Origin of the sequence: Sorangium sp. So ce381 (genome assembly GCF_051473845.1) — a bacterium.
Taxonomy (GTDB): Bacteria; Myxococcota_A; Polyangia; order Polyangiales; family Polyangiaceae; genus Sorangium; species Sorangium atrum.
Genome location: NZ_CP150336.1, coordinates 12,910,069 through 12,935,247, shown reverse-complemented (window position 1 = coordinate 12,935,247; position 25,179 = coordinate 12,910,069). Strand labels below are relative to the sequence as shown.

General features: G+C 70.9%; 21 protein-coding genes. 8 read left to right on the top strand and 13 right to left on the bottom strand.

What is annotated here, in order from left to right; translation table 11 throughout:
* Nucleotides 1-33: 33 nt before the first annotated feature.
* The 9 genes from WMF29_RS48695 to WMF29_RS48655 form a co-directional block, all read right to left on the bottom strand.
* Nucleotides 34-411, bottom strand: a complete 378-nt coding sequence (locus WMF29_RS48695) for a DUF1304 domain-containing protein (RefSeq protein ID WP_437326837.1) — start codon at nt 409-411, stop codon at nt 34-36.
* Nucleotides 412-551: 140 nt separating this feature from the next.
* The gene (locus WMF29_RS48690) at nt 552-1,232 is read right to left on the bottom strand and encodes a sialate O-acetylesterase (protein WP_437326836.1); all 681 of its coding nucleotides are present in this window, start codon (nt 1,230-1,232) and stop codon (nt 552-554) included.
* 709 nt (nt 1,233-1,941) lie between these two features.
* Entirely contained in the window at nt 1,942-3,186 is a 1,245-nt protein-coding gene (locus WMF29_RS48685; protein WP_437326835.1) for a molybdopterin molybdotransferase MoeA, read from the bottom strand.
* Between the two features lie 40 nt (nt 3,187-3,226).
* On the bottom strand, nt 3,227-3,811 hold the full coding sequence (locus WMF29_RS48680) for a Uma2 family endonuclease (RefSeq protein ID WP_437326834.1): 585 nt from the start codon (nt 3,809-3,811) through the stop codon (nt 3,227-3,229).
* 77 nt (nt 3,812-3,888) lie between these two features.
* Entirely contained in the window at nt 3,889-5,781 is a 1,893-nt protein-coding gene (locus tag WMF29_RS48675) for a DUF2330 domain-containing protein (RefSeq protein WP_437326833.1), read from the bottom strand.
* Nucleotides 5,782-5,918: 137 nt separating this feature from the next.
* Nucleotides 5,919-7,007 carry an ABC transporter ATP-binding protein gene (locus tag WMF29_RS48670; RefSeq protein WP_437326832.1) on the bottom strand — a complete coding sequence of 363 codons (1,089 nt, stop codon included), beginning with the start codon at nt 7,005-7,007 and terminating at the stop codon, nt 5,919-5,921.
* 100 nt (nt 7,008-7,107) lie between these two features.
* Nucleotides 7,108-7,986: an ABC transporter permease gene (locus tag WMF29_RS48665; RefSeq protein ID WP_437326831.1), complete on the bottom strand. Its 879-nt coding sequence runs from the start codon at nt 7,984-7,986 to the stop codon at nt 7,108-7,110.
* A 13-nt stretch (nt 7,987-7,999) separates the two neighbouring features.
* On the bottom strand, nt 8,000-9,094 hold the full coding sequence (locus tag WMF29_RS48660) for a polyamine ABC transporter substrate-binding protein (RefSeq protein ID WP_437326830.1): 1,095 nt from the start codon (nt 9,092-9,094) through the stop codon (nt 8,000-8,002).
* 66 nt (nt 9,095-9,160) lie between these two features.
* Nucleotides 9,161-10,006 (bottom strand): ABC transporter permease, encoded by an 846-nt coding sequence (locus WMF29_RS48655; RefSeq protein WP_437326829.1) that lies wholly within the window; start codon nt 10,004-10,006, stop codon nt 9,161-9,163.
* A 347-nt stretch (nt 10,007-10,353) separates the two neighbouring features.
* On the opposite strand from WMF29_RS48655, the gene WMF29_RS48650 reads away from it, so the two are divergent.
* The 8 genes from WMF29_RS48650 (at nt 10,354) to WMF29_RS48615 (ending at nt 18,488) form a co-directional block, all read left to right on the top strand.
* Nucleotides 10,354-10,803: a DUF2203 domain-containing protein gene (locus tag WMF29_RS48650; protein ID WP_437326828.1), complete on the top strand. Its 450-nt coding sequence runs from the start codon at nt 10,354-10,356 to the stop codon at nt 10,801-10,803.
* Nucleotides 10,804-10,813: 10 nt separating this feature from the next.
* A complete protein-coding gene (folE, locus tag WMF29_RS48645; protein ID WP_272096996.1) occupies nt 10,814-11,389 on the top strand; it encodes a GTP cyclohydrolase I in 576 nt (191 codons plus the stop codon).
* Nucleotides 11,386-12,072, top strand: coding sequence for an SDR family NAD(P)-dependent oxidoreductase (locus WMF29_RS48640; protein WP_437326827.1), 687 nt, complete (start codon nt 11,386-11,388; stop codon nt 12,070-12,072). Before folE ends, WMF29_RS48640 begins: the two co-directional genes overlap by 4 nt.
* Nucleotides 12,073-12,216: 144 nt before the next feature.
* Nucleotides 12,217-12,882 (top strand): LON peptidase substrate-binding domain-containing protein, encoded by a 666-nt coding sequence (locus WMF29_RS48635; protein ID WP_272096994.1) that lies wholly within the window; start codon nt 12,217-12,219, stop codon nt 12,880-12,882.
* A 113-nt stretch (nt 12,883-12,995) separates the two neighbouring features.
* Nucleotides 12,996-13,994 carry a hypothetical protein gene (locus WMF29_RS48630; protein WP_437326826.1) on the top strand — a complete coding sequence of 333 codons (999 nt, stop codon included), beginning with the start codon at nt 12,996-12,998 and terminating at the stop codon, nt 13,992-13,994.
* Between the two features lie 154 nt (nt 13,995-14,148).
* On the top strand, nt 14,149-15,159 hold the full coding sequence (locus WMF29_RS48625) for a zinc-dependent alcohol dehydrogenase family protein (protein ID WP_272096992.1): 1,011 nt from the start codon (nt 14,149-14,151) through the stop codon (nt 15,157-15,159).
* Nucleotides 15,160-15,261: 102 nt separating this feature from the next.
* Entirely contained in the window at nt 15,262-16,818 is a 1,557-nt protein-coding gene (xylB, locus tag WMF29_RS48620; protein WP_272096991.1) for a xylulokinase, read from the top strand.
* A gap of 359 nt (nt 16,819-17,177) precedes the next feature.
* Nucleotides 17,178-18,488: a putative sensor domain DACNV-containing protein gene (locus tag WMF29_RS48615; RefSeq protein ID WP_437326825.1), complete on the top strand. Its 1,311-nt coding sequence runs from the start codon at nt 17,178-17,180 to the stop codon at nt 18,486-18,488.
* 134 nt (nt 18,489-18,622) lie between these two features.
* Here the strand turns inward: WMF29_RS48615 and WMF29_RS48610 are convergent, their stop codons facing one another.
* The 4 genes from WMF29_RS48610 to WMF29_RS48595 form a co-directional block, all read right to left on the bottom strand.
* Nucleotides 18,623-19,432, bottom strand: a complete 810-nt coding sequence (locus tag WMF29_RS48610; protein ID WP_437326824.1) for a metallophosphoesterase family protein — start codon at nt 19,430-19,432, stop codon at nt 18,623-18,625.
* A gap of 6 nt (nt 19,433-19,438) precedes the next feature.
* The gene (locus WMF29_RS48605) at nt 19,439-20,389 is read right to left on the bottom strand and encodes a diacylglycerol/lipid kinase family protein (RefSeq protein WP_437326823.1); all 951 of its coding nucleotides are present in this window, start codon (nt 20,387-20,389) and stop codon (nt 19,439-19,441) included.
* A gap of 179 nt (nt 20,390-20,568) precedes the next feature.
* Nucleotides 20,569-22,341, bottom strand: coding sequence for a sensor histidine kinase (locus tag WMF29_RS48600; RefSeq protein WP_437326822.1), 1,773 nt, complete (start codon nt 22,339-22,341; stop codon nt 20,569-20,571).
* Nucleotides 22,342-22,522: 181 nt separating this feature from the next.
* Nucleotides 22,523-25,150 carry a protein kinase domain-containing protein gene (locus tag WMF29_RS48595; RefSeq protein WP_437326821.1) on the bottom strand — a complete coding sequence of 876 codons (2,628 nt, stop codon included), beginning with the start codon at nt 25,148-25,150 and terminating at the stop codon, nt 22,523-22,525.
* Nucleotides 25,151-25,179 lie beyond the last annotated feature (29 nt).

The following is a 25,179-nucleotide window of genomic DNA, read 5'->3' as shown; positions in this document are numbered from 1 at the left end:
CCGCGCGGCCGCCGTCGGCCGAGCCGCTTCGCTTCAGCCACCCGCCCGATTGGCGAGCAGGACCAAGGCGAGGCCGATGGCCGACGGGATGGTCTGCACGAACAGGATGGATCGCTTTGCCGTCGCGGCGCCGTAGACGCCGGCGACGGCCACGCAGAGGAGGAAGAAGGCCTGGATTTGCCACGCAAAGGCCCTGTTCGGATGGATGACGCCCCAGAGCAGGCCCGCGGCGAGGAATCCGTTGTAGAGCCCCTGGTTGGCCGCCAGCGGCGCGGTGATCGCGGCGACCTCGGGGGTCGTACCGAACGCCTTGTACGCTCGTTCGGTGCGCCACAAGAACATCTCCAGGACGAGGATGTAGATGTGAAGGGCTCCGATCAGCGTGACGACGATCTGAGAGGCGATCAGCATGCGGCGCACCTTACCACGCGCGCCGCGATGCCGCGGATTTTCCCCCAGACTTCGAGGGGATGCTCCATGGTCGACTGACCACGGCAGGCGCAGTTACCGCAGTCCTCCTCGGCGAGGTGAAGATGCGGAGACGCCTCAGGTCACCACCCCAAAGCGTCGATCATCTTCTCGCCATAACGCGTGCCCATGAGCACGACGGACGCATGATCGAAGTGGTACTGATCCATGACCTTGGTCCCATCCTGAGAGACCCAGTATCCGTCAGGCAGCATATCGGCCGCTTGGTGCACGAGGTTGTTGTGGCCGCTGCAGCACCCGCCCGCGGGGAGCTCTCCAAGGATGAAGGGAACGTCGTAGTCGACACCCCAGGCTTCTTTCACCTCGTTATAGAGCTGAACGACCTTGCCGGGCCATGAGGTCTGGCCGCTGTCGGACTCACCCTGGTGGAAGATGATGCCCGCGAAGCGCGCGTTCTCGGCCGTCTTCGCCTTGGCGATCTTGTTCAAGATCATCTGGTGATGCGAGCCGCCAGAGATGAACGTGTTGATCGATTCACCGCTCTCGGCCGTGCCGACCAGCCCGATCGTGTCCCCCTCAGGCAGCTTTCCGAGGAGGGTCTTGCCGAACCAGATGCCCGGGTCGACGGAGGTCGACAGGTTCCATCCCTTTTCACCAGGGCAGTCGTTGAGCGGCGGATTGGCCACGTTCCACTGTCCGGCCGGCTGATTGCATCCGCCGAGGACCTTGAGCCGGGCGTCAGAATTTTGGTCACTGGCCTGTTTGTCCGCGACGCCAGCCATGTTCGACTGGCCCATGAGCATGAAGATGTGGAACGTCGGACCTGAGCTCGACCCGCTGCTGGTGCTCGCCCCGCTGCTATCCGATCCGGTCCCTACCGTGGCGCCGCCTCCGGTTCCCGCGGTCGTGCTGGCTGTGGCGCCGCCCCCGGTTCCCGCGGTCGTGCTGGCTGTGGCGCCGCCTCCGGTTCCCGCTGTCGTGCTGGCTGTGGCGCCGCCTCCGGTCCCCGGACCGGCCCCTCCGGTGTTGTCGACCTCACCGGTCGCGCCAGGCGAAGAGGACTCGCCACAACCCGACGCAGCGAGCATGGCGAGAAGTGGGAGGAGCAGGAATCTGGCAGTGCCTCGGAGTGTGCGGTTCATCTGAGTCATGGTCATTACCTCGTCGCGCCCGGTCGCGATCAGAACAGAAGAGCGGAATTGGGGGGGCCGGCAGTGCGGTGCCGACAGGACGAACCTCGCCCGCAAAGAGCTCAGCGCCGAGGCCTAACCTATCGCATCTCGGGCGCCTGGCATCCAGGATTCGGCCCAGGAGCGCGCGCGGAGGAGACCGCGGTTGATGGATTCTTTCATCGTCGGCGGCGTTCGTTCCCCCTGCCCCTCAAGCGCGGACCGGCCCTCTCGAAACGAAGCGGTTTCATGGTCCCGGACCTCGGAAATTTGAAACGGACGCGCCGCGCGGGCAACACGTGTACACGGCTCCGCCCGGCGGCAGACCCCGCTGCCCCTCGCCTCACGCGTCGTAGAGCAGCACCTCGACCTCGGCGCCCTCGCCGATCACCGCTTCCTCGGCCTGCACGACGACCACGCCGTCCGCGCGCGTCGTCGACGACAGGATGGACGCGCCGCTCGTCGCGATCGGAAACACCCGATCTCCCTCGACGCGCACCCTCACGTAATCGACGCGCCCGGGCTGGGAGACGATCTCGCTCGCCACAACGCACCGCCGCCGCCGGTGCGGCCACGCGCGCGGCAGGCCGCCGAGGGCGCGGATCGACGGGCCGGCGAAGAACTCGTAGGCGCAGAGGCACGACACCGGGTTGCCCGGCAGAAGGAACACCGCCCGCCCCCCGGGCAAGAAGCCGAACCCGGCCGGCTTCGCGGGGCGCATCGCGACGCCGTGGACCACCACCTCACCCAGCTCCGCGAGGACGAGCGGCGCATGGTCCTCCGAGCCGACCGACGACCCGCCGGAGACCAGCACCACGTCCCCGCCCGCCCCCTCGAGGGCAGCCCGCACCGCCTCGCGCCGGTCGGGGACGTACGCGACGGCGATGTCCTCCGCGCCGTCGCGGCGCGCGAGCGCCGAGAGCACCAGGCTGTTCGTGTCGACGATGCACGCCCCGCTCGGCGTGCTCCCCGGCGGCAGGAGCTCGTCGCCCGTGATCAGGATCCGCACCGACGGCCTGCGCACCACGCGCACCTCGGCGACCCCTGTCGAGGCGAGCACGCCGACGTCCTGCGGGCGCAGACGGCGCCCCGCCGGCACGACCTCCGCGCCCTCCAGCACGTCCTCGCCGATCGCCGCGACGTGCTTGCCGGACGGCACCGGCTCGCGCGCCCGCACGATCGCCGCCCCGTCGCGGCCGGCGCCCTCCTCCGCGCGCTCCGCCACCAGCACCGCGTCCGCCCCCTCCGGCACCGGTGCGCCGGTCGTGATCCGCACGGCCTCGCCCCGGCGGATCGCGCCTGCGTGCGGGCGCCCGGGGAACGACGCGCCCACGAGCGCGAGCTCCACCGGCGCGAACGCAGCCGCGCCGGCGGTCGCCTCGCCGAGCAACGCATAGCCGTCCATCGCCGCTCGGACGAAGTGCGGCACGCTGACCCGCGCGCGCACGGGCTCCGCCGCCACCCGCCCGGCCGCCTCGCCGATCGGAGCCAGCTCGTCGCCGAGCCGCTGGATCCGCCGCTCCAGGACGTCGAGCGCGCGATCGACCGCCGTTTGCTCGCGAAAACCCCGCATCCGGACGTCGCGCATCAGCTCTCCGTGGAACAGCTCTCCGTGGAACGACGGCCGCTCAGACCGCCGCGGAGGCCTCGAGCGCGCCCCGGTACACCTCGTCCACATCGAGCAGGGCGTCGATCGACGCGAGCCGCGCGCGCTCGCCGGGCCCGGCCTCGTAGAGCGTCCACGAGCCGTCCTCGTTGCGCCGGAAGACCTCGATCCGCCGGTGCGCCTGGGAGACCAGGACGTACTCCCTCAGCGAGGGGATCCGGCGGTAGTGCGCGAACTTCTCTCCTCGATCGTACGCCTCCGAGGAGTCCGAAAGCACCTCGACCAGCACCAGCGGGTTGACCACCGCGTCCTTGTCCTCTGGATCGCGCGCGATCTGGCCGCAGACGACGCTCACGTCGGGGTAGGTCGCGAGGCCGGTCGCGCGCACGCGCACGCGGAGGTCGGACGAGAACACCTCGCAGGGGCGCCGGTCGAGCTGCGCGCCGAGCGCCACGGTCACCCGCGCAGCGAGCCGCGCGTGCTCCGGCGTGCCGCCGGCCATGTCGAAGATCTCGCCGCCGAGGAACTCGTGCTTCGTCGGGCTCGCCCGCTCCTGCTCGAGGTAGTCGGCGTAAGCGAAGGAGAGCCGGCGGGCGGGCGCGTTCACGTCATGACCTCGCCCGGGAGTATGCCACGGGAACCGCCCCTCCGGTGCGCCCCCCTCCCGGAGCGCCGCCGCGCGGCCTACCGCCCGCCGCGCCCGCCGCTGCTCCGCGGCCGGCTCGCGCGCCGGAGGGGCGCGATCATCGCGAACATCCCGAGCGCCATCACCGACAGCTTCGGCCCGCGCTTCTTCCGGGCGCTCGGCTGCCGCTCGCGCGCGATCGAGCAGTCCTCCGACTCGGCGTCCTCGGACTCGCTCGTGTCCCCGCTGCAGCCGTCGTCCTCCGCGTAGTACTCGTCCTCGGACTCGCTCGTGTCCCCGCTGCAGCCGTCGTCCTCCGCGTAGTACTCGTCCTCGGACTCGCTCGTGTCCCCGCTGCAGCCGTCGTCCTCCGCGTAGTACTCGTCCTCGGGCGCCGGCTCGCTCGTGTCGCCGCTGCAGCCGTCGTCCTCCGCGTAGTACTCGTCGTCGTCGACGTCCTGCGGTTCGACGTCGTCCACGACCACCGTCTCGGCGGTGCCGGAGCAGCCGCAGCCCACGTCGGCGGCCGGCTCCTCGTAGTAATCGTCCGGCGGCGGGTGCCCGGCGCCGGACGAGCCGCTGGCCGGGCCAGATCCGCCGCTGCCCGGCCCGCCGCCCAGGCCGTCGGGCCCGCCGCCCAGGCCGTCGGGTCCGCCCACGCCCGACGAGCCGCCCGCGCCGCCGGCGCCGGCCTCGCCGGAGCACTCGTCCACGCGGACGCTCCCGGCCCTCACGACCGGCGAGATCGCGGCGCCCTCCCCGAAGGTCAGCGGCCAGTCCGCGCCGGGCTGCCCGGCCGCGAGCCGGAGCGAGACGCGGGTCAGCCACACCGACGACGGCGCGAGCCCGGAGAGCCCGACCGCGAGATCGTCGGCGGCCGGACCGCAGCGCAGGAGATCGGGATCGGTCTCGTCCCTCCGGGGCGACTCCGCGCAGTCCAGCGCGCCGTCGACCACGCCGTGCGCGGCGCGCGGGCAGCTCGCGGCGACCTTGAGGCTCGACTCCAGCGCGGCCGCGGCGACCGCGGCGCACGTCCCCGGCGCATCGCCGATGTCGCCGTACGCGCTCGCGCGGGCGAAATAGGCCTCGATCACGCTGTCTACGCTGTCGCTGCCGAGGGAGATGCGGCGGCTCAGGGCCTCGTGGCCCGCGCCCTCGACGAGCGCCCCGCGGAGCCCCGCCTGGCCGAGGGCCCCGGCGCGGAGCTCCGCATAATCGCTGCGCTGCGCGCTCGCGTCCCAGCTCAGCGAGGCCGGCGGGAGCGTCACCGGCGCCGCGCCCGAGAGCGCGCCCCGGCCGTCGCCGAGCAGCCACGCCGTCACCTGCACGTCGCCCGCGCCCGCCGCGGCCAGCGACAGCGGCAGGATCGGCTCACCGCCGCCCATGGCGACGCGCAGCGTCCTCGTGACCGCCGCGCCGCCGGGAGCGTCGAAGCGGGCCGCCGCGAACCGCATCCCTTGCAGACTCCCGAGCTGCGCGGCCGTCTCGGAGGACAGCGCGAGCCCGGCCGACGCCGCCCAGCGCGCGACCGCGTCGGCGTCCTCGAGCACCGTCACCTCGACCGGCTCGAGCGTCGCCTCGTGGGCGAGCCGCCCGACCGTCTCGAAGGGGCCCGGCACGCCCGCCTCCCCGGGGCAGTACGGGTCGACGCCCTGGGGCGGGAGCACCCGGGGCGCCGTCGCCGCCTCGAGCGCCTCGAACCACGCGTCCGAGCTCGTGTCGAGCGCGGCGAGCGGCGGCACCGGAACGACGAGGGCCACGGGCCCGCTCGCGCCCTGGAACCGCAGGCTCGTCCAGAGCGTCGTGCGCTCCGGCCCGGCCGCGACGGCGACGCGCTGCTCGACCGACGCCTGTCCGGCGCCGGGCAGCCATGCCCCCGTGGCGAGGGCGTCGCCGGAGAGCGAGAGAAGGACCGATGAAGAAAGAGCGACCGCAAGCGACCGTCGGGGCATGCGAGGCCGATTGGCAAGCAGCATGCCCTCCAGCGTACGCCGTGTTCGAGGCCAACTTCCACACGGCCGCGTCCGGCTGAGAACGGCGGTTCACGACGCCCCGGCGCCACACGGGCGCGACGGCCGATCCGCGAGGATCACTCCTCGTGGACGATCACGATGTCGTCGGGGTGGAGGTGGCAGAACACCCGGTCTCCGGCGTGCAGCGCCGCCTGGCCGGAGCTCTCGTTGGCGACCACCGCCGTGAGCACGAGGCCGGCGTCGGTCCGGAGGCGCAGCTGGTCGGTGGCGCCCTTGAACAGCTCGTCCTCGACGCGCGCCTCGAAGCGGTTCTCCGGCGCGCCCTGCGGCTCCTTGCGGAGCGCGATCTTCTCCGGCCGGATGGAGACAAGGGTGCTCCCGGCCCCGCCCGCCAGGTGCTCGGCGTTGACGAGGAGCTCGAGCCCCCCGTCGACGAGCCGGACCCGGGCGTGATCGCCGCTCCGCGAGAGGACGGTCGCGCGGAGGATGTTGGCCTGGCCGATGAAGTTCGCGACGAACGTCGTCTTGGGGCGGTGATAGATCTGCGACGCGTCGCCGAGCTGCTCGATCCGGCCCTTGTTGATCACGGCGATGCGGTCGCTCATGGTGAGCGCCTCTTCCTGGTCGTGGGTCACGAACACGAAGGTGATCCCGAGCTGCTTTTGCAGCTCCTTGAGCTCCACCTGCATGGCGTGCCGGAGCTTCGCGTCCAGCGCGGAGAGGGGCTCGTCGAGCAGCAGGACCTTCGGGCGGCACACGATGGCCCGCGCGAGCGCGACCCGCTGCCGCTGCCCGCCGGACAGCTGCGACGGCTTGCGCTGCTCCATGCCCCCGAGCGACACCATCGCGACCGCGGCCCGGACCCGCTCGGCGATCTCCGCCCGGGGCACCTTCTTCATCCGCAGCCCGAAGCCGATGTTCTCCTGCACGGTCATGTGCGGGAACAGCGCGTAGCTCTGGAACACCTGGTTCACGTCCCGGCGGTAGGGCGGCTCGTGCGTGACGTCCTTTCCCTCCAGCAAGACGGCGCCGCTCGACGGCGTCTCGAAGCCCGAGATCATCCGGAGCAGCGTCGTCTTGCCGCACCCCGAGGGCCCGAGGAGGGTGATGAACTCGCCCGCCCTGATCTGGAGATCGACCTCGCTCACGGCGTGGAAGGCGCCGAATCGCTTGGTGACCGCGCGGAGCTCGACCATCACATCCATCGATTCACCTCGGAGAGCCGGCGAAGAGCGGGAGAGGGCCGGCGAAGAGCGCGGGAGAGGCGGAGAGGCGCGGCGGTGCGCCCCGCGGGACGGCGCCGCATCAGGCCTCTGGCTCCTTGCGCAGGCCGAGCAGGAAGAAGAGCGAGAACAGGAGCAGGAGCGTCATGCCGAGCGCAGCGCCGAAGGGCCAGTCGCGCGCCTGACCGAACTGGTTCTGGATGACGTTGCCGATCATCGGCACGCGCGATCCCCCCATGAGATCCGTGATCGCGAACATCCCGAGCGCCGGGATGAACACGAGCAGGACGCCCGCGAGGATGCCCGGGCGGGTGAGCGGGACGATGACGTGAGAGAACGCCGACACGGGCCCCGCGCCGAGATCGAACGCCGCCTCGATCAGGGCGTTGTCGAGCTTCTCCACGCTCCCGTAGATGGGCAGGATCATGAACGGCAAATACGAGTAGACGAGGCCGATGACCACCGCCGTCGGCGTGTACATGATGTCGAGGGGGGTCGAGATGATCCGCAGGTAGAGGAGCAGCCCGTTGAGGAGCCCCTCCGACTTGAGGATCGACATCCAGGCATACGTCCGGATGAGGAAGCTCGTCCAGAACGGCACCATCACCAGCATGAGCAGCCGGTTCCTGACGCCCTCCCTGGCCCGCCCGATGAAGTACGCCACCGGATAACCCGCGATGAGGCAGATCACCGTGGTGATGGCGGCGTACTTGATCGAGCTCAGCAGGATCTTGACGTAGGTCGGGTCGAAGACCCGAGAGTAGCTCGACAGCGACAGCTCGAAGACCACCTGCCCGAGCTCGTCCCGCTCGCAGAAGCTGTAGACGAGCATGATCGCGGTGGGCGCCACGACGAAGGCGAAGAGCCAGATCAGGAGCGGGGCGAGCAGCAGCCACCCGCGGACGCCCGGCCTCCGCCGGGCGCCCTGGAACTCGACGACCTGCCCGGTGGCCGTGTTCATGACGCCCCGCCGCTCACTCCGACGCCTTGAGGTCGGTCACGAGCTTGTCCACGTCCGCGGCCGCCTTGCCGATGTCGTGGAAGGTCTCCAGCCCCGCGATGGGCGGGTAGCTCGCCGGGTTCGCGAGCTGCTCCGGCGTGAGCAGCTTGCGCGCCTCCGCGTTCGGGTTCGTGTAAGGGAACTTGTCCGAGATGAGCTTGCTGACCTCGGGGCGGAGGATGTAGTTCATGAACATCTCCGCGCCGATCTTGTTCTGGGCGCTGTCGGGGATCACCAGGCTGTCGATCGCCTTGTGCGTCCCCTCCTGCGGCAGGACGAACTGGAACTTGTCCTTGTTCTCCTGGTAGAGCAGGGCCGCCTCCCCGCTCCAGACGACGCCGATGTCGACGTCGCCGTTGAGCAGCGCCGTCTTCGGGCTGTCGGAGTCGAACACCTTCACGAGCTTGATCCACTCCGCCAGGGTCGGCTTGACCTTCGCGAGGTTCTCCGGCGTCACGTCGTTGGCGTTCATCCCCATCGTCACCATGACCCACGAGACCATCTCGCGGTTGTCGTTCAGGGCCACGATGCGCCCCTTGTACTTCGGCTGGAACACGTCCTTGAAGCCCTTCACGGGCTCCTTCACCTTCTGGGTGTTGACGACGATGCCCACGACCGTGGCCATCCACGGGACCGAGTACTTGAGCTCCGGGTCGTGCGGCTGGTTCCTGAACGCGGGCGCGATGTTCTTCAGGTTCGGGATGCGCGACTGATCCAGCAGCTGCAGCTTCTTCTGGTTGATGAGCGCCTCGACCGCGTACTCCGAGGGCTGGATGAGGTCGTACCGGGTGCTCCCCGCGAGGAGCTTCGACAGCATCTCCTCGTTCGAGGCGAAGGTCTCGTAGTTGACCTTGATCCCCGTCTCCTTCGTGAAGCCGTCCAGGACCTCCTGCGGGACGTACTCGGACCACCCGAAGAGGTTGAGCTCTTTGCCGGGCTTCGGCTCGGTCGCCGGGGCGCTCCCCGAGGCGGCCGCCTGCTGCGGCGCCGGGCTCTCCTTCTTCCCGCAGCCGAGGAGGCAGAGGAGCGGGACGAACATCAGTATCAAGAGCGCTGAGATGCGTTTCATTGGCCTTTTCCTTGTCTCGCCTGCGCCGGCGCAGGCGCCCGCGTTCGCGCCGCGCGCCGCTCCCCTTCAGCCCTCGTCGGGGAGCCGCTTCGCGCTGCCCTTCAGCGACTCGGCGACCACGACGAGCATCGCAGTCGCTACGATGAACACCGTCGAGATCGTGTTCAGCATCGGGTTCAGACCCACCTTCGCCATGCCGAACACCTTGATCGGCAGGGTCTCGGACTTGGGCCCGCGGGTGAAGTAGGTGACGATGAGCTCGTCCATCGACAGCGTGAACGACATCAGCGCACCGGAGATGATCGCGGGCAGAAGGTAAGGCACCATGATCAGGAAGAACGCCTTGAGCGGCGTCGCCCCGAGATCCAGGGCGGCCTCCTCGAGCGACGGATCGAGCCCCGCGAGCCGCGCCTGGACGGCGATCAGCACGAACGGGAAACAGAAGGTGACGTGCGAGACGATGACGGTCGTGAAGCCGAGATCGAGCTCCACCGTCTTGAAGAAGATGAGCAGGCTGATCCCCATGATGATCTCCGGGATGATCATGGGAATGAAGATCAGCGTCGTGATCGACCGGAGCGCGGGGAACCTGTACCGGTAGAGCAGGAAGGCGCCCGCCGTGCCGAGGGCGACCGAGAACGCCGTCGTGATCGCGGCGATGATCACGCTGTTGCTCAGCGACTCGATGAGCGGCGACCGCCGCTCGTCGCCCAGGTGGGCGACGAGCTCATCGAAGAGCTGCCGATACCATTTGAAGGTGAACCCCTCCCACACCACGCTCATCCGCGAGTCGTTGAAGGAGTAGGCGATGAGGAGCAGGATCGGCAGATACAGGTAGAGGAGGACGAGCCCGCTCCAGCCGCCAAGGAGCACATTCGACAGCTTGATGCCCGATATCGTCCGGAGTCGCATGGGGCGGTCTCGCAACCCGACAGGATCGCCGCGCGAGCTTATCGCTTGCAGAACGCCGCTTGCAACACATTGCCGGGCGGAGAGGAAGGGCACGACGCAGGTGATCGCGGCCACGCTGGCTGTCGTTCGCGAGGAGGCGCCTGCACCGACCGCACGCCCGCGCGCGCCCACCTCACGCACGCCCGTGCCGACCGCGCCCTCGCCGTGCGCGCTCTGCTCGCGCCCGCCGCGCCCGCCGCCATGCAGCGCGCGACGGCTCCTTCCGTAGAAGCCCTTGACACCGCACTCTCCTCCGCTTACCGGCCCTGCATGACCGGGTCGTCGCGCCGCCCTTCAGGTGAGGTCCCGTGAGCACTTCCCGCATCTGGACGATCGAAGAAGCGAACGCGCTCGTCCCGCGGCTCTCGTCGATGATCGGCCGGCAGCTCGCCCTGGCGAGCGATATCGAGCGCTGCTGGCAGGAGCTCGTGCAGGCCGTGCAGAGCCCGGCGGCGACGCCCGACCAGCTCATCGAGCTGGCGCGCAGCGGCAGCGAGCAGGCGCGGGCCCGCGAGCGCGAGCTCTCCGAGAAGATCGCCTCGTACGAGTCCGGGTGGCAGGAGGTCGAGGAGCTCGGGGTCGTCGTGAAGGACCAGCGGATCGGCCTCTGCGACTTCTACGGGCGCCTCGACGGCGCCCTCGTCTGGCTCTGCTGGCGCTACGGGGAGCCTGCCGTGGAGCACTACCACGGGCTCGAGGCCGGCTACGCCGGGCGCAAACCGATCACCGCCGAGAGGCGCCGGCAGCTGCTCAACTGACGAGGCCCCTGTGATCGATCGGAAGAGAGCGGCGTGGGCGATCGAGGAGTTCCTCCGCGCCCTCGGGCGCGACGTCGAGGGGGACCTCGCGGGCACGGGCGAGCGGGTCGCCGACGCGTGGGCCGACGACCTGATCGAAGGCGAGGCCATCGACGCGGCCGCGGTGCTCCGCGAGGGCGCCATGGAGACAGGCCCCTTCGAGCGCGGCCTCGTCGTCGCGCGCGAGCTCGCCGTGACGACGATGTGCCCGCACCACCTGCTGCCGGGGCACGGCGCCGGCACCATCGTCTACCTGCCGGGCGCGCGGGTCGCCGGCATCGGCACGCTCGCGCACGTCCTCGACGCGCTCGCGCGGCGGCTGACCCTGCAGGAGCGCATCGGCGGGCAGCTCGTCGAGCTCCTCGTCCGCGAGCTCGGCGCGCGCGGCGCGCTGTGCAAGCTCACGCTGACGCACACGTGCCTCATCGCCCGCGGCGAGCGCAAGGCGGGCGCCCTCATCGAGACCGTCGCCGTCGCCGGCGTGTTCGCCGAGCCAGGCCCCGAGCGTGATCTCGCCCTCGCCGCGCTCTCCGGGGGGAGGGCGTGACCGACGTCGCGGTCGTCACCGGACCGAGCCGCGGGATCGGCCGCGCGACGGCGCTCGCGCTCGCGCGCCGCGGCCTCTCCATCGCGCTGCTCGGCCCTCCGAGCCCGCGCCTCGACGACGTCACCGACGAGGTCCGCCGCCTCGACGTCGCCGCGCTTCCGGTCCCCTGCGACGTCGCCTCCGAGGAGCAGGTGGCGCGCGCCTCCGCCGAGGTGGTGGCGTGGCTCGGCGCGCCCCGCGTCGTCGTGAACAACGCCGGCATCGTGCGCCGCGGCGCGAAGGTCCACGAGACCGCGCCCGCCGCCTGGGACGAGGTGATGGCCGTCAACCTCCGCGGCCCCTTCCTCATCTCGCGCGCGTTCCTCCCGGCCATGCTGAAGCAGGGGCTCGGCCGCCTCGTCCACGTCGGCAGCATCTCCTCGACCATCGCATCCCCCGGCAACGCCTCGTACGCGGCGTCCAAGTGGGGCCTCGTCGGCTTCTCGAAGAGCCTGGCCGAAGAGCTGCGCGGGACGGGGCTCCAGTCCATCGCCGTGCTCCCCGGCTCGGTCGACACCGACATGCTCGTCGGGAGCGGGTTCCCCCCGCAGATGAGCGCCGACGAGGTGGCGCGGCTCATCGTGTACGCCGCGCTCGACGCCCCCGACGCCGTCACCGGCTCGGCCATCGAGATGTTCGGCTGACGGCGCGCCGTCCTCGCCCTCGCAGGACGCGCGCCTGGCGGCGGACCGCCGAGCTCGATGCGCATGGACGTGCGGACCGCCGAGCTCGATGCGCATGTGCGTGGCGCCGCCACACCCGACCCCCCGCGTGCTACCCTGCGGCCCGTGGACACGACGCCTCCGCGCCCGGGCGACCTCAGTGCGGCATTGCCAGAGCTGCCGCTGTTCCCGCTGCCGCAGACGGTGCTCTTCCCCGGCGCCCTGCTGCCGCTCCACATCTTCGAGCCGCGCTACCGGGCGCTCGTGCGCGACGCCCTCGAGACGCACCGCATCCTCTCGGTCGTCCTCATCACGGACCCCCGGGCGATCGACGCGCACGGCCACCCGGCCATCGCGGGGGTGGCCGGCGCCGGCGAGATCATCGATCACGCCGAGCTGCCCGGGGGCCGCTACAACATCCTGCTCCGGGGCCGCGCCCGCGTCCGCCTGGCGGAGCGGCCGTTCGTGCCGCCGTACCGCACGGCCGCGGCGACGGTCCTCGAGGACGAGCCCGGGGAGGTCTCGGCCCAGGATCACGCCGCGCTCATCTCCACCGCAGCCTCGTTCGCGGCGCTCGTCCGGGATCGGGACAGCAATTTCGAGTTCCGGCTGCCGCGCGACGCGGCCACATCGCTCGTCGCGGATCTCTGCGCCCACCACCTCATCCTCGACGCGCGGGAGCGGCAGACGGTGCTGGAGACGCTCGACGTCGTCGCGCGGGTGCGCCGCGTGACCGAGGCGCTCGCGCTCCAGCAGCTCGCGCTCGCCTCGGCGGCGCGCGACGTCAACTGAGACCTCTAGCGCCGGCCTGCCCGCATGGGCCGCCGCGGCGCACCTGAACACGGGTCCAGAAGGGGCTCCGGGGCGGGTGCGGTCGCCCCAAGATCGAGTAGGCTGCGCCGCCTATGGCGACCTCTCGTTCAACGGAACCCTCGGCCCCGATCATCGTCAAGCACCCGGGGTGTCCCCAGTGGGGACTCGGATACCTCGTCGAGGAGCGCGACGAAAAGCGCTTCTACGATTTCGAGGATGGCCTCAATCACTCCATCGCCAAGGCTTTCTGGTCGAAGCTCGAGCCGGTGCAGCTCGGCGACGATGAGGCGAGCGCGCTCGAGGCCAGGATCCGCGGTCTCCGTGACCGGCCGTCGGCCGCCGCCAAGAAGCAGCGCGCCCGCGTCGTCGCGCCGCCGGTCACGAGCTTCGACGAGCAGGTCGCGAGCTTCGAGACGCAATTCGAGGGTGGGTTCGGGGGTCCGCAGTTCATCGCCGAGGAGCGCGGCGCCGCCGGGGGCGAGGGGGCCGAGGGCCCGGCGAGCGGCGCGAAGAAGAAGAGCAAGGCCTTCAAGCAGGGCGCCATCGAGACCGCGCGCGCGCTCCTCGCCAAGGGCGAGCTCGAGGCGCTGCTCGCGGCGGGCAACCTGACCGATTTCATGGAGAGGATCACCAAGGTCCACAAGGCCGCGACCGGCCTCCTGCACCCCCTCGGCGATCTCATCCCCTTCAACAAGATGCCGGCCGAGCACCACCGCGCCTACGCCGAGGCGGTCGTGGATCTCCTCTATGGCGCGGGCGACTACGCCGCGCGCTTCGACCGGCTGGCCGGCGTGCTCGCCGCGGCCAAGGTCGTCACGTGGCCGCTCGTCACGATCCTCGGCGCGCTCGTCTACCCGGGCGAGCACGTCTTCGTGAAGCCCTCCTTCTTCGAGAAGCAGGCCGCCGTGCTCGGCTTCAACCTCGCCTACGATCGCGCGCCGAGCGCCGAGGGGTATGCCCGGATGCAATCGCTGGCGCGCGAGCTCGAGCGGCGCCTGCGCGAGCGCGGCCTCGCCCCGCGCGATCTGATGGACGTCTACGCGTTCCTCTGGCGCACGATCTCCCCGTCCAAGCCGGCCACGAAGTCCTGACATCCCGCGTCAGGCCGCCCCTGCGCGACGTCGTGCGACGCTGCGCGGGGCGGTCTCCGGCGCTGCGCGGCGCGGCGCGGGCGCAGCCGGCGGTCCTCGACCCTCGACGCGCGGCCCTGGCCCGCCTATGCGACCTTCTCAAGGAGGGTCTCGCATGAAGGCTGCCGTGCTCGAAGCCGTGAAGAAGATCGCCGTTCGCCACGACGTCGCCCCGCCGCAGATCGGCCCGCGCGACGTCCTCGTCCGCGCGAAGGCGTGCGGCATCTGCGGGACCGACGTGCACATCTGGGAGGGCGACTTCTTCCCGACCTTCCCGCTGATCCCCGGGCACGAGCTCGCCGGCGAGGTGGCGGCCGTGGGCGACGAGGTCGAGGGCCTCCGGCCCGGCGATCGGGTGATGGTCGACCCGACGGTGACCTGCGAAGAGTGCCACTTCTGCATGATCAACCGGCAGAACCACTGCCTGAAGTGGAACGCGGTCGGCGTGACGCGCGACGGCGGGTTCGCCGAGCTCGTCCGGGTCCCCGCGAAGAACTGTTATCGCTTCGAGCGCGTCTCGTTCAGCGAGGCCGCCTTCTGCGAGCCGCTCGCGTGCGTCGTCTTCGGGCAGGATCGCGCGCGCATCGAGATCGGCTCGGAGGTCCTGGTCCTCGGCGCCGGCCCGATCGGCCAGCTCCACCTCCAGGCGAGCCTCGCGAACGGCGCCGCCGCGGTCACCGTCGTCGACGTCGTCGAGTCGAAGCTCGACCTCGCCCGCCAGCACGGCGCCGCCGAGGTGGTGCTCGCCGACAACGCGCTCCAGGCGAAGCTCAAGAAGATCGCGCCCTACGGCTTCGACGTCGTGATCGACGCGACGGGCATCGCCCGGGTGCTCGGCGACTCGATCCAGTACGTCAAGAACGGCGGCCGGTACCTCGTGTTCGGCGTGTGTGGGCCGCAGGACAAAGTCGAGATCTCGCCGTTCGAGATCTACCGGCGCGATCTCGAGATCATCGGCAGCTTCGCGATCAGGCGGACGTACGACCGGGCATTCAAGCTGATGGAGCGCGGCGCGATCGACGTGAGGAAGCTCCTCTCCGAGGCGATGCCGGTCGAGGAGCTCCCGCGCGGCCTCGAGATGATGAAGAAGGGCACCGCGCCCATGAAGCTCCAGGTCGTGTTCTAGCCGCGCGGCTCGCGCGCTTACAAAGCTTACGATTTTCTCGATTAGTTAAGAGTCGTTACGAAGATCACCGAAGTAGACGAAACTGCAAAAAGGACGCTTTCCATGGCCATCGTGATCGGAATCGACGTCGGGACCAGCGGCCTCAAGGCCATCGCAGTCGAAACGGAGCGCGGCGCGGCGGTCGCGTCGGCGCACCGCGAATACCCGCTCTCCACGCCGCACGCCGGGTGGGCCGAGCAGGATCCCGAGGACTTCGCCGCGGCGGCGCTGAGCGCCCTCGGCGAGCTCGCCCGCGCCCTCGGCCCGCGCCGCGACGACGTGCGCGCGATCGGGCTGACGGGGCAGATGCACTCGGCGGTCTTGCTGGACGAGGCGCAGGCGGTCATCCGGCCTGCGATCCTGTGGTGCGACACGCGCACCACGGCCGAGTGCGAGGCCATCCGCGCGAACCCGAAGGTCGGCGACGCGGGGCTCGCGCGCCTTGTCGGCAACCGCGCGCTCGAGGGGTTCACGCTGCCGAAGCTGCTCTGGCTGCGGGCGAACGAGCCCGAGGCGTTCGCCCGTGTCCGCGCGGTGCTCATGCCGAAGGATTTCGTGGGCTTGCGGCTGACGGGCGAGCTCGGGACGGACGACAGCGACGCGAGCGGCACGCTGGCGTTCTCGCCCGGGGATCGCTCCTTCAGCGCCGAGCTCCTCTCGGCGGTCGGCGTCCCGCGCGCGGTGTTCCCGCGGTCTGCGCCCTCGAACGCGCCGCTCGGCCAGCTGACGGCCGAGGTGGCGGCCGCCACGGGGCTGCCGGCGGGCATCCCCGTCGTGCGGGGCGCCGCGGACAACGCGGCGGGCGCTGTGGGGCTCGGCATCGTGCGCCCCGGCCGGGCGATGGCGTCGGTCGGCACGAGCGGCGTGATCCTGGCGCACACCGACTCGTGGATCGTGGAGCCCGAGATGCGGCTCCACAGCTTCTGTCACGCGGTGCCGGGCCGCTTCTACCTGATGGGGGTGATGCTCGCCGCCGGCGGCGCGCTCCGCTGGTACCGCGACGTCCTCGGCGACGGGGAGCGCCTGGCGGCCGAGCTCCGCAAGGTCGATCCGTACGAGATCATCTCGGACACGGCGTCGACGGCGCGCCCGGGCGCGGGCGGCGTCGTCTTCCTGCCGTACCTGATGGGCGAGCGGACGCCGCACAACGACGCGGCGGCGCGCGGCGCGTTCGTGGGGCTGAGCGCCCGGACGACGAAGGCCGATCTGTCGCGCGCGGTGCTGGAGGGCATCACGTTCGGGCTCGCGGACTCGCTGGACCTGATGCGCGGCGTGGGGCAGACGAACGGCGCGGCGGCGGTCTCGATCGACGAGATCCGCCTGACCGGCGGCGGGGCGCGGAGCCCGTTCTGGCGCCAGCTGATGGCCGACGTCTTCGAGGCGCCGGTGGCGATCACGACGTCGACCGAGGGCCCGGCCTACGGCGCGGCGCTGCTCGGCGCGGCGGGCGCGGGGCTGTTCTCGTCGGTCGAGGAGGCGGCGGACGCGTTCGTCCATGTCGTGTCCCGGGTCGCGCCGGACGCGGCGCGCTCGGCGCGGTACCGGGAGATCCATGCGGTGTACCGGGGGCTCTACAACGATCTGCGCGGGCGGTTCCGGGAGCTCGGGAAGCTGGCGTGATCGGGTGATGGGAGCCGGGCGGCTACGGTAACGCGGTCGTTGTCCCGGCGGGGGTGAGGTCTTGCCGGGTCGCCCGGCGCCCGGAGAGGGGGGGCTCCGCGCGGGGTGGGGGCCCCGCCGAACTCGCCTGAGTCATCCCTCCTCCGGCGGAGCCGGAGGAGGGATGACTCAGGCTCAAACATCGGCCCATCCCCCACCCCGCGCGGAGCCCCCCCTCTCCGGGCGCCTACCGCTCACTCGATTGATCCAACAGACAGACCAGACAGACATCGGCCCATCTCCGACCCCGCGCGTAGACCCCCGCGCTGGGCGCCTATCGTGGGCGCGGAGCCTGGGACGAGATCGAGGTAGGCTGTCATATGAGCGACGCACGACTGCAGTACCCACGCGAAGCCCTCAAGGCGTGGCTGCGATCAATCCCGGAAGCGCAGAACGACGAAAAGAACGTGCGTCTTCTCGGTAAGCTTATCGACACCGTCTTTTTCGCCAGTTTGGAGAAAGAAGAGGGAAGCGCCACGCGTGTGAGTGTCGTCTACCATGAGCAGGGCATCGAAGGACTCGAGCAGGTGCTCGAACATCGGTTCGTCGGCGTTGGTCATCGACGCATGCCTGCCTGGCAGATCCTTCCGTTCGAACATGGCTCAGGAGTCACCGAGCTTAACGTCAAGACGCTCGCCAAGGTGGCCCCTGCGGCAGATCTTCCGCGAACTGCCATCGTTGTCGGTCTGAGCAACGGCCGGCTCGTGATCCAGGGCCTCGCGAGACGCGTCGAGCATACGCACCTCCCTGCGGAAGGAGAAACAGCATCCATCGTACTGCGTTCATGCAGGCCGGGCCACGTGGCGCTATGGCGTCACGGGGTAGAGCGGTTTCGATACGAGAGCGGCGGAGCTGTCGACCTGTCCAGCAAACCAAGTCTATTCAAAATTCTGTCGGAGCAGGAGAGCATCATCGCGTCGGCGCTTCGACGCCTTTGTGCCGGTATCGTGAATGGGTCACCTCGACCATATCTATTCCACCGAGAACATCAATACGCGACCGTCTATCGTGTCGTCACCGGTCTCGTCGAGAGGATGTCCGCAGGGAACCACGGCGGCCTGATCGCCTTTCTCCCCGAATCCCCAGAAATGGATCGACAGGCAGCGCTCGGGAAATATCGGCTACCACCGGCGCATCGTCGCGCGCTGGCCGCAAAGACCGCAGAGCTCGCGCTGCGCCGTGCGCACCTCCAGGACCTCTGCGGGCGGCTTGACGGGTCCACAGCTCCGATAACGGACGACGATCGATTCGAGCGCATGGTCGCAGAGGATGACGAGCGGAGAACTGAGGACGCGCTCGACGCGCTCATCGACAACATCGGTCAGCTATCTACCGTTGACAACGCTCTCCTCCTAGGCCCGAATCTCGAAATCCTCTGCGCCGGGTATCCGATCAAGGTGAGTAAAGCGGCCCTCGCCGTTTACGAAGCAGTGACGCTAGAAGGCAAACGAGGCAGACGCTTCCCGCTGCGACGACACGGTTCACGACACCGTGCCGCGGCCACCTTCGCCACGCTCTTTCCTGGCGGGATAGCCTTCCTTTGTTCCCAGGATGGCGATCTGCGATGCCTACTCCGTCCCCCAGGGGAGGAACACGTACTGCTATGGAATTTATCGCCGTCAGAATGGTAGCTTACATGTCCGCATGAAAGCTCACCTTCGCACCTCTGATGGAGAGCAAAACAGCACGAGTCTTCGAGAGATCGCCGACATCACTCCACGAGCTCGGGCTGCTCGCTCCAGCGGAGGAGTCGTGCGCGCCGCCCCTACGCCGCCCGCACCCACCCCCGCGCCGTCTCCTCGAAATGCTCCGCGCCCGCGATCCTGAACACGCTGCTCTCCGGCTCCCAGAAATTCCGCTCGATGTCGATCTTGTGCCCGCTTATCCGGATCACGTTGAACGCGTTCCGCTCCCCGCGCCCCCGCGTCGAGGTGGCCGTGCCGGCCTGGATGATGAGCGAGGAGTGGCCGCCTGCGTCGAAGCGCTCCGCGGAGTGACCCGTGTGGCTCATGTGCAGGTGGCCTGACAGGATGACGTCGACGCCGCAGCCCGCGATCGCCGCCATCGCCTGCCTCGCGCGCCCGACGATCGCGTGGGGCGAGTTCTCGGGCAGATCGAACGGATGATGCGTGACCACGATCTTCGTGAGCTCGGGCCCGAGATCGCACATCCTCGCCTCGATCCCCCGGATCTGCCGCGCGTTGATGCGCCCATCCTTGATGGTCAGCGAGCGCGCGGTGTTGATGCCCAGGACGGCGATCTCCCCGTCGAGGTGGAACGGCGAGAGGTCGTCCGTGATGTGATTCCGGTACCTGTCCAGCGGGCGAAAGAACCGGTCGAACAGGTTGTAGAGCGGGACATCGTGGTTGCCAGGGACCACGATCTGCGGCGAGGGCAGCGCGTCGAGGAAGGCGCGCGCCTCCGCAAACTCGGCGTCGCGCGCCCGCTGCGTCAGATCGCCGGAGATCACGACCATGTGCGGCTCGAGCCGCCATAGCCTGTCGACCAGCGGACGGAGGATGGCCTTGTCGACGCGGCCGAAGTGCAGATCCGACAGGTGCACGAGCGTGCGCACGGCGCCTCATCCCCCCAGCGCCGCGACCGGGCGCGATGGGTCCTCCTCCCGCCGCGGGCCCGCGCGGAGCTCGGACGACAGCGGCACGATGACGCGCAGCGCTGCAGGCAGCACGCGATAGCAGAGCGGCGGCGTCATCCTGAGCACCTCGCCGTCCGCGGCCACGTGGAGGCGGCGGTGGGGCGCCTCCACCCGGAGCTCCGTCGTTCGTAGGATACTGAAATCGTTCGATCGATGAATGCGCCCGACGACCGCGCTGGCGATGAGCTTGAGCGTGGCGAGGCGGCTCTCGGCGTGCGCCACGCACACGCCGAGCTCGCCCGAGCACGGCGGGCGCTGGCGGCCGATGTCCACGTCGCCAAGCTTGAAGTCGTTGTTCGCGACGAACACGAACGGCGTCTCCAGCTCGACCTCCTGCCCATCCAGGACGAGCCGGAGACGGACGCGCTCGTGCCGCCGGATCCCCGAGACGGCCGACAGCGCCAGGGCTATCCACTTGTTGAGCCCATGCCGCTTCCGGAGCGCCTCGCGGCCGCGCACGATGCCGGGGTAGATGCCCAGCGTCGAGTTGTTCACGAAGACCCGACCGTTGACCTCGCCGACATCGACCCGGACGCGCCGCCCCTCGACGAGCGTGCGCACGGCGCCCTCGAGGGTCAGCGGAACGCCGAGGTGCTTGGCAAAATGGTTCACCGTGCCGAGCGGAAGGACGCCCATCGTCTTGTCCGTGCCGGCGATCGCGGCAGCGACGGTGTTCACCGTCCCGTCGCCGCCACCGGCCACGACGAGGTCGAAAGGCCCCCGCGCCACACGGCGGGCGAGCTCCCCGAGCTGCTGCCCCTTCTCGGCGCACAACACCTCCGCGGCGAGGCCGCTCTCTCTCAGGAGCTCTCCGAGCCGCGCGCGCTGCGCCGCCGCTCGGTTCGACCGGGAGGAGCAGTTCAGGAGGACCGCCATGGATCGATGCTTCACCGTCGCGCTCCCGGCATGGGGCAAGGGCCCATGCCCACCCGACAGCGAGAAGCAGATCGCGCGCCACCGCTCCGCGGCGAGCGGCCGCGGCGCTCGGGCTCCGCCACGCGGCGCGGGGCGTGGCGGATTGCCACGCTCGTCTCGCGCCGCGCCACAGCCGCTCCTCAGCGCATGCCGAGCCCGCCGTCCGTCTCCATCCGAGGCCAGGTGAAGAAGAACGTGGCGCCGGCGCCCTGCTCGGACTCGACCCACACACGCCCCCCCTTGCTGAGCACGATCTTCTGGACGATCGCGAGCCCGATGCCCGTCCCCTCGATGTTGTCGCGCGCGTTCAGGGTCTGGAAGATCTCCCATACCTTCCCGTGGTATCGCGGCTCGATCCCGGGCCCGTTGTCCTTCACCGAGAACTCCCAGACATCGCCCAGCTCCCGCCCCCGCACCTCGACGCGCGCGTCGGGGCGTTCGGCATACTTCAGCGCATTGCCGATCAGGTTCAGGAAGACCTGCTCCAGCGGGACCCGCTCGGCGAGGAGCGTCGGCATGCCCGCCGCGATATCGATCGACGCGCTCGCAGGGAGCGTGAGCAGCCCGAGGACGTCCTCGAGGAGCTTCTGGACGTCCACGATCTCGGGCCTGTCGCGGAGCCGTCCAGCGCGCGAGTAGCGCAGGATCCCGTCGATGAGCGCCTCCAGCCGGACCACGCGCGAGCGCAGGAGATCCATGTACTGGCGCGTCTCCGGCGTCGCCTTGTCCACGAGATCGTCCTCGATCCACTGCGAGAGGTTCGCGATGGCGCGGAGCGGCGCCTTCAGGTCGTGGCTCGCCACGTAGGCGAAGCGGTCGAGCTCCTTGTTGCTCCGCTCGAGCGCCTGGATGAGCTGCTGCGCCTTCCGGAACAGGTGCGCGTTATCCATCGCAATGGCGGCCTGGGCCGCGAGGCCGACCACCAGCTTCTCCGCCCGCTCGGTGAAGACGCCCCGCCCGGAGTGCCCGAAGAACAGCCCGCCGATGACATGCCCCGAGCGGGAGACCACCGGCACGGCAAGGTAGCTGACGACAGGCAAGTGGCCCTTCGGCATCCCGTGGTAAGGGGGGCTGTTCCCGTAGCGCGGGTCCTTCGTGACGTCGTCGAGCCGCACCACGCCCTCTCCGTTGAAGGTCGGCGCGAACACGTCCGTGTTGCGCGGCATCGGGAACCCGGAGAAGTGCTCTCGGGGCACGCCAGAGATGGTGTAGAGCATGTAGCTCTTCCCCTCGGCGTTCGTGACATTGTAAAAGAACGCGCCGAACTGGGCGCCGCTCAGCCGGGTGGCCGCGTCGGTCACCGCCTGCACGAGCTTCTCCAGATCCAGCTCGGCGGCGAGCTGCTTGCCGGCGCGATTGAGCAGCTCGAGCGTCTCCCCTTCTTCCTGGAGCCGGTCCTCCGTCTGCTTGCGCTCGGTGATGTCGAGGACGATCGTCCCCACACCCATGACGCGCCCGTCCTTCGCCCGCACAGGCGCGTAATTGACCAGCCAGGAGCGCGGTCGCTCCGACGCGCGCGTCGTCCCCGTCACCTCGGCGGTGAACGCCTCGCCCGTCGCCAGGACACGCCGGAGATGGGCCACGATCACGTCGCTCATCTCCGGGAGCAGCTCGGGGATCGTCCTGCCGAGGTGCGCATCGAGGGGGATCCCGTTGATGTCCGCCAGCGCCTGGTTGAGCCGCACCACGCGGAGGTCGCGGTCGATCATCCCGAGCCCCGCGGTCGTGGCCTGGAAGAAGGCGTCGACCAGCGCGCCGTCAGGGGAGGACTCGTGCAGCGCAGAGCGCTCCTGATCGAGCAGCGCAGCCCCCGCCTCGCCGCGCTGCAAGGACGCCGCAGCGAGCTCTGCCGCGGCGGGCGAGGCCGGCTCGGAGGGCTCCGCCGTTTCTTGATGCGAATCCGTGTTCTCCATGGACCTCGTGGACACAGGCTGTCCCCACGACCTTAGCGCTCGAGTGCAAACACGACATCCGCCGTCTGTCGCCGTCTGCTGCCAGGCCGTTCCCCGCGCCAGCGCTGCGATGCGGGCTCAGCAGCCAACCACGGCCGATCGCCGCGGCCGACCTCATCCACAGCGCGCAGGCGACCGCCGGCTACCCGCCGGTGCCGACGGGCCGGGCGAGACGGAAGCCCACGGCGCTGAAGCGATCCTCCGGGCGCGCGGCGAAGCGGCCTGCTGCGCGGCACACCGCGGGGGGCCCGGAGCTCCACGCGCCCCCGCGGATCGAGCGGAGCCCCGGAGCCGCCGCGTCCGCTGGCTGGAGGCGCGCGATGCGGTCGACCACCGTGGGGCCGTCGGGCATCCACAGCTCGGCGCACCAGTCGCGGATGTTGCCCGCGAGGCCCCGGGCGCCGTGGGGGCCCTCGTCCGTCGGATGGTCGTCCACCGGCGCCGGGCTCGCGGGGCCGGGGCGGCCCCCCACCATGCAGGCCCACGTCGGCTCGGGCTCGTCTCCCCAGGGGAAGAAGCGTCCGTCGACGCCGCGCGCGGCCTTCTCGCGCTCGAGCTCGCCGACGAGGCGCCACGGCGCGCCGGTGCGCGCCTCCAGCCAGGACGCGTAGGCGACGGCGCTGCGCCAATCCACCGAGGCGACCGGGTGCCGCGCCTGCTCCGCGCGCGCCTGCGGGCCGAGCACGAAGCGCCCGTCCCCGTCGCGCGCGAACAGCGGGATGTCCACGTTGCCGGCGATCGCGCGGGCCGCGCGCGGGCACGCCGCCGCGGCCTCCGCCTCGCGCCCGCGCTCGAGCAGGTCGTTCAGGAAGGCGAGGTAGTCGGCCTGCGTCACCGGGTGCCGCCGCACCACGAAGCCGTCGACCCAGATCCGGCACGCCGGCAAGCCGTCGCCGGCCTGCGGGTCTCCGCCGGCAGAGAAGAAGCCCGCCGGCACGTAGACGTCCTCTTCGCCGAGCGCCTCCGAGGGCAGGAGGGGCACGACGAACGGCTCTGCGCCGCCCGGACGCACGCCGTCCCAGTGCTCGCCGCGGCCGATCTTCACGGGGTACCGCGCCTCGCGGTACCCGGGCGCGCGGATCAAGAGCAGGTAGCTGCCGCGCGCGAGCGGGACCTCGCAGAGCGGCGTGTGGCCGAGGAAGCCCTGGGGCTCGGCGCGGAGCCGGCGCTCCTGCTCGACATAGCGGAGCAGCCAGACCTGCGCCCCCTCGGGGTCGGTCCGCAGCGAGAGGGCGCCGGTGCCGCGGAGCAAGACCGCGTGCCGCTCGCGCGCGTGCGCCCTGAGGAACGCCTCGGCGCGCGCCGCGGCCTCGGCGTCGCGCGCCTCCTCGGCGGCCCGCAGGTCGGCCAGGTGGGCGTCGGCGAGCGCCGCGTGCGCTTCATCGAAGTCCGGGGCCTCGTTGAGCGCGGCGCGGAGCTTCTGGTGCCAGGTCGCCTCGTCCAGGGCGGCGGCGCGGTCGAGCGCGCGCGCCTCGTCCTCGAGCGCCCACCCCTGCGCCTTCTCGGCGGCGGGCGCGAACGAGTCGAGGCGCCCGAGCACCGCCTTCGCCTCGGCCCGGAGGGCCCGGGCGCGCGCGCGCAGGCCCTCGATCTGCGGCGCCAGCGCGCGCGACTCCTCGACGAGGGCGCGCGCCCGCTCGCGACGGCGAGCGCCGTCGAGGAAGCCGCGGATCTCGGCGGCGAGCACCTCGGCGCTCGCGTAACGCGAAGGCGGCGCGCGGGCCATCGCCCGCTCGCAGATCGCGATGAGATCCCGAGGGATCTGGTCGGGGCACCGGACGGCGAGCTGCTCGGGCGACCGCTGGACCACCTGCGCCAGGACGGCCAGCGCCGTCCCCCGGAACGGGGGCTCGCCGCAGAGGAGCTCGTACAGGACGGCCCCGAGGGAGTACACGTCGCTGGGGGGCCCCAGCTGCTCGGCCTCGCCGCGCGCCTGCTCCGGGGGCATGTAGACAGGCGTCCCCAGGACGAGGCCCGCGTGCGTGTGGTGGCCGCTGTCCGGGAGCGCGTCCGCCAGCGCGCCGCGCGCGGTCGCGCGGGCGATGCCCCAGTCCATCACGAGGACCTCGCCGAACTCGCCGATCATGACGTTGTCCGGCTTGAGATCGCGGTGGAGGACGCCCTGGCCGTGCGCGTACGCGACCGCCTCGCAGACGCGGACGAAGACGTCGAGCACGCGGCGCAGCGCCTCGGGCGAGGGGCCGGCCTCGCCCGACGCGTGGAGCGCGCGGATCAGCGCGCTCAGCGTGCGGCCGCGGACCTCCTTCATCGTGAACCAGAGCTGGCCGGTCGGGAGCATCCCGCAGTCGTGGACGGGGACGATCCCTGGGTGCTGAAGGCACGCCGTGAGGCGCGCCTCGTCGAGGAAGCGCGCCCGGCCGTCCACGTCGTCTTGCCCCTCGATGCGCAGCAGCTTCATGGCGAGGACGCGGCCCATCACGCGATCGCGCACGCGCCGCACCTCGCCCATGCCCCCGCGGCCGATGAGCCCGAGATCGTCGTAGCGGTCCCAGGGCCACGCCGCGACCGGCGCGTGGACCGCCGGAGGCGCGGCGCTCGGGCGGTGCTCGGCCGCGACCGACGCGTCTCCGGTCTGCCGGGGCGCGCCCCCGGCCGCCGCCGGCGCGTCCCGGACCACGGTCGCCGGCAGCTCTTCCGTGAGGCTGCGCGCGGCGTGCTCGGCGAGCGCCCGCTGGATCTCCGCGCACGCCGAGGGAGACAGGTGCAGCTCACCCGCCAGCTTCCGGAGGAGTGCCGCGGGATCGCTCATGGGGGTCTCGCCTTCGACGCCGTTGATGT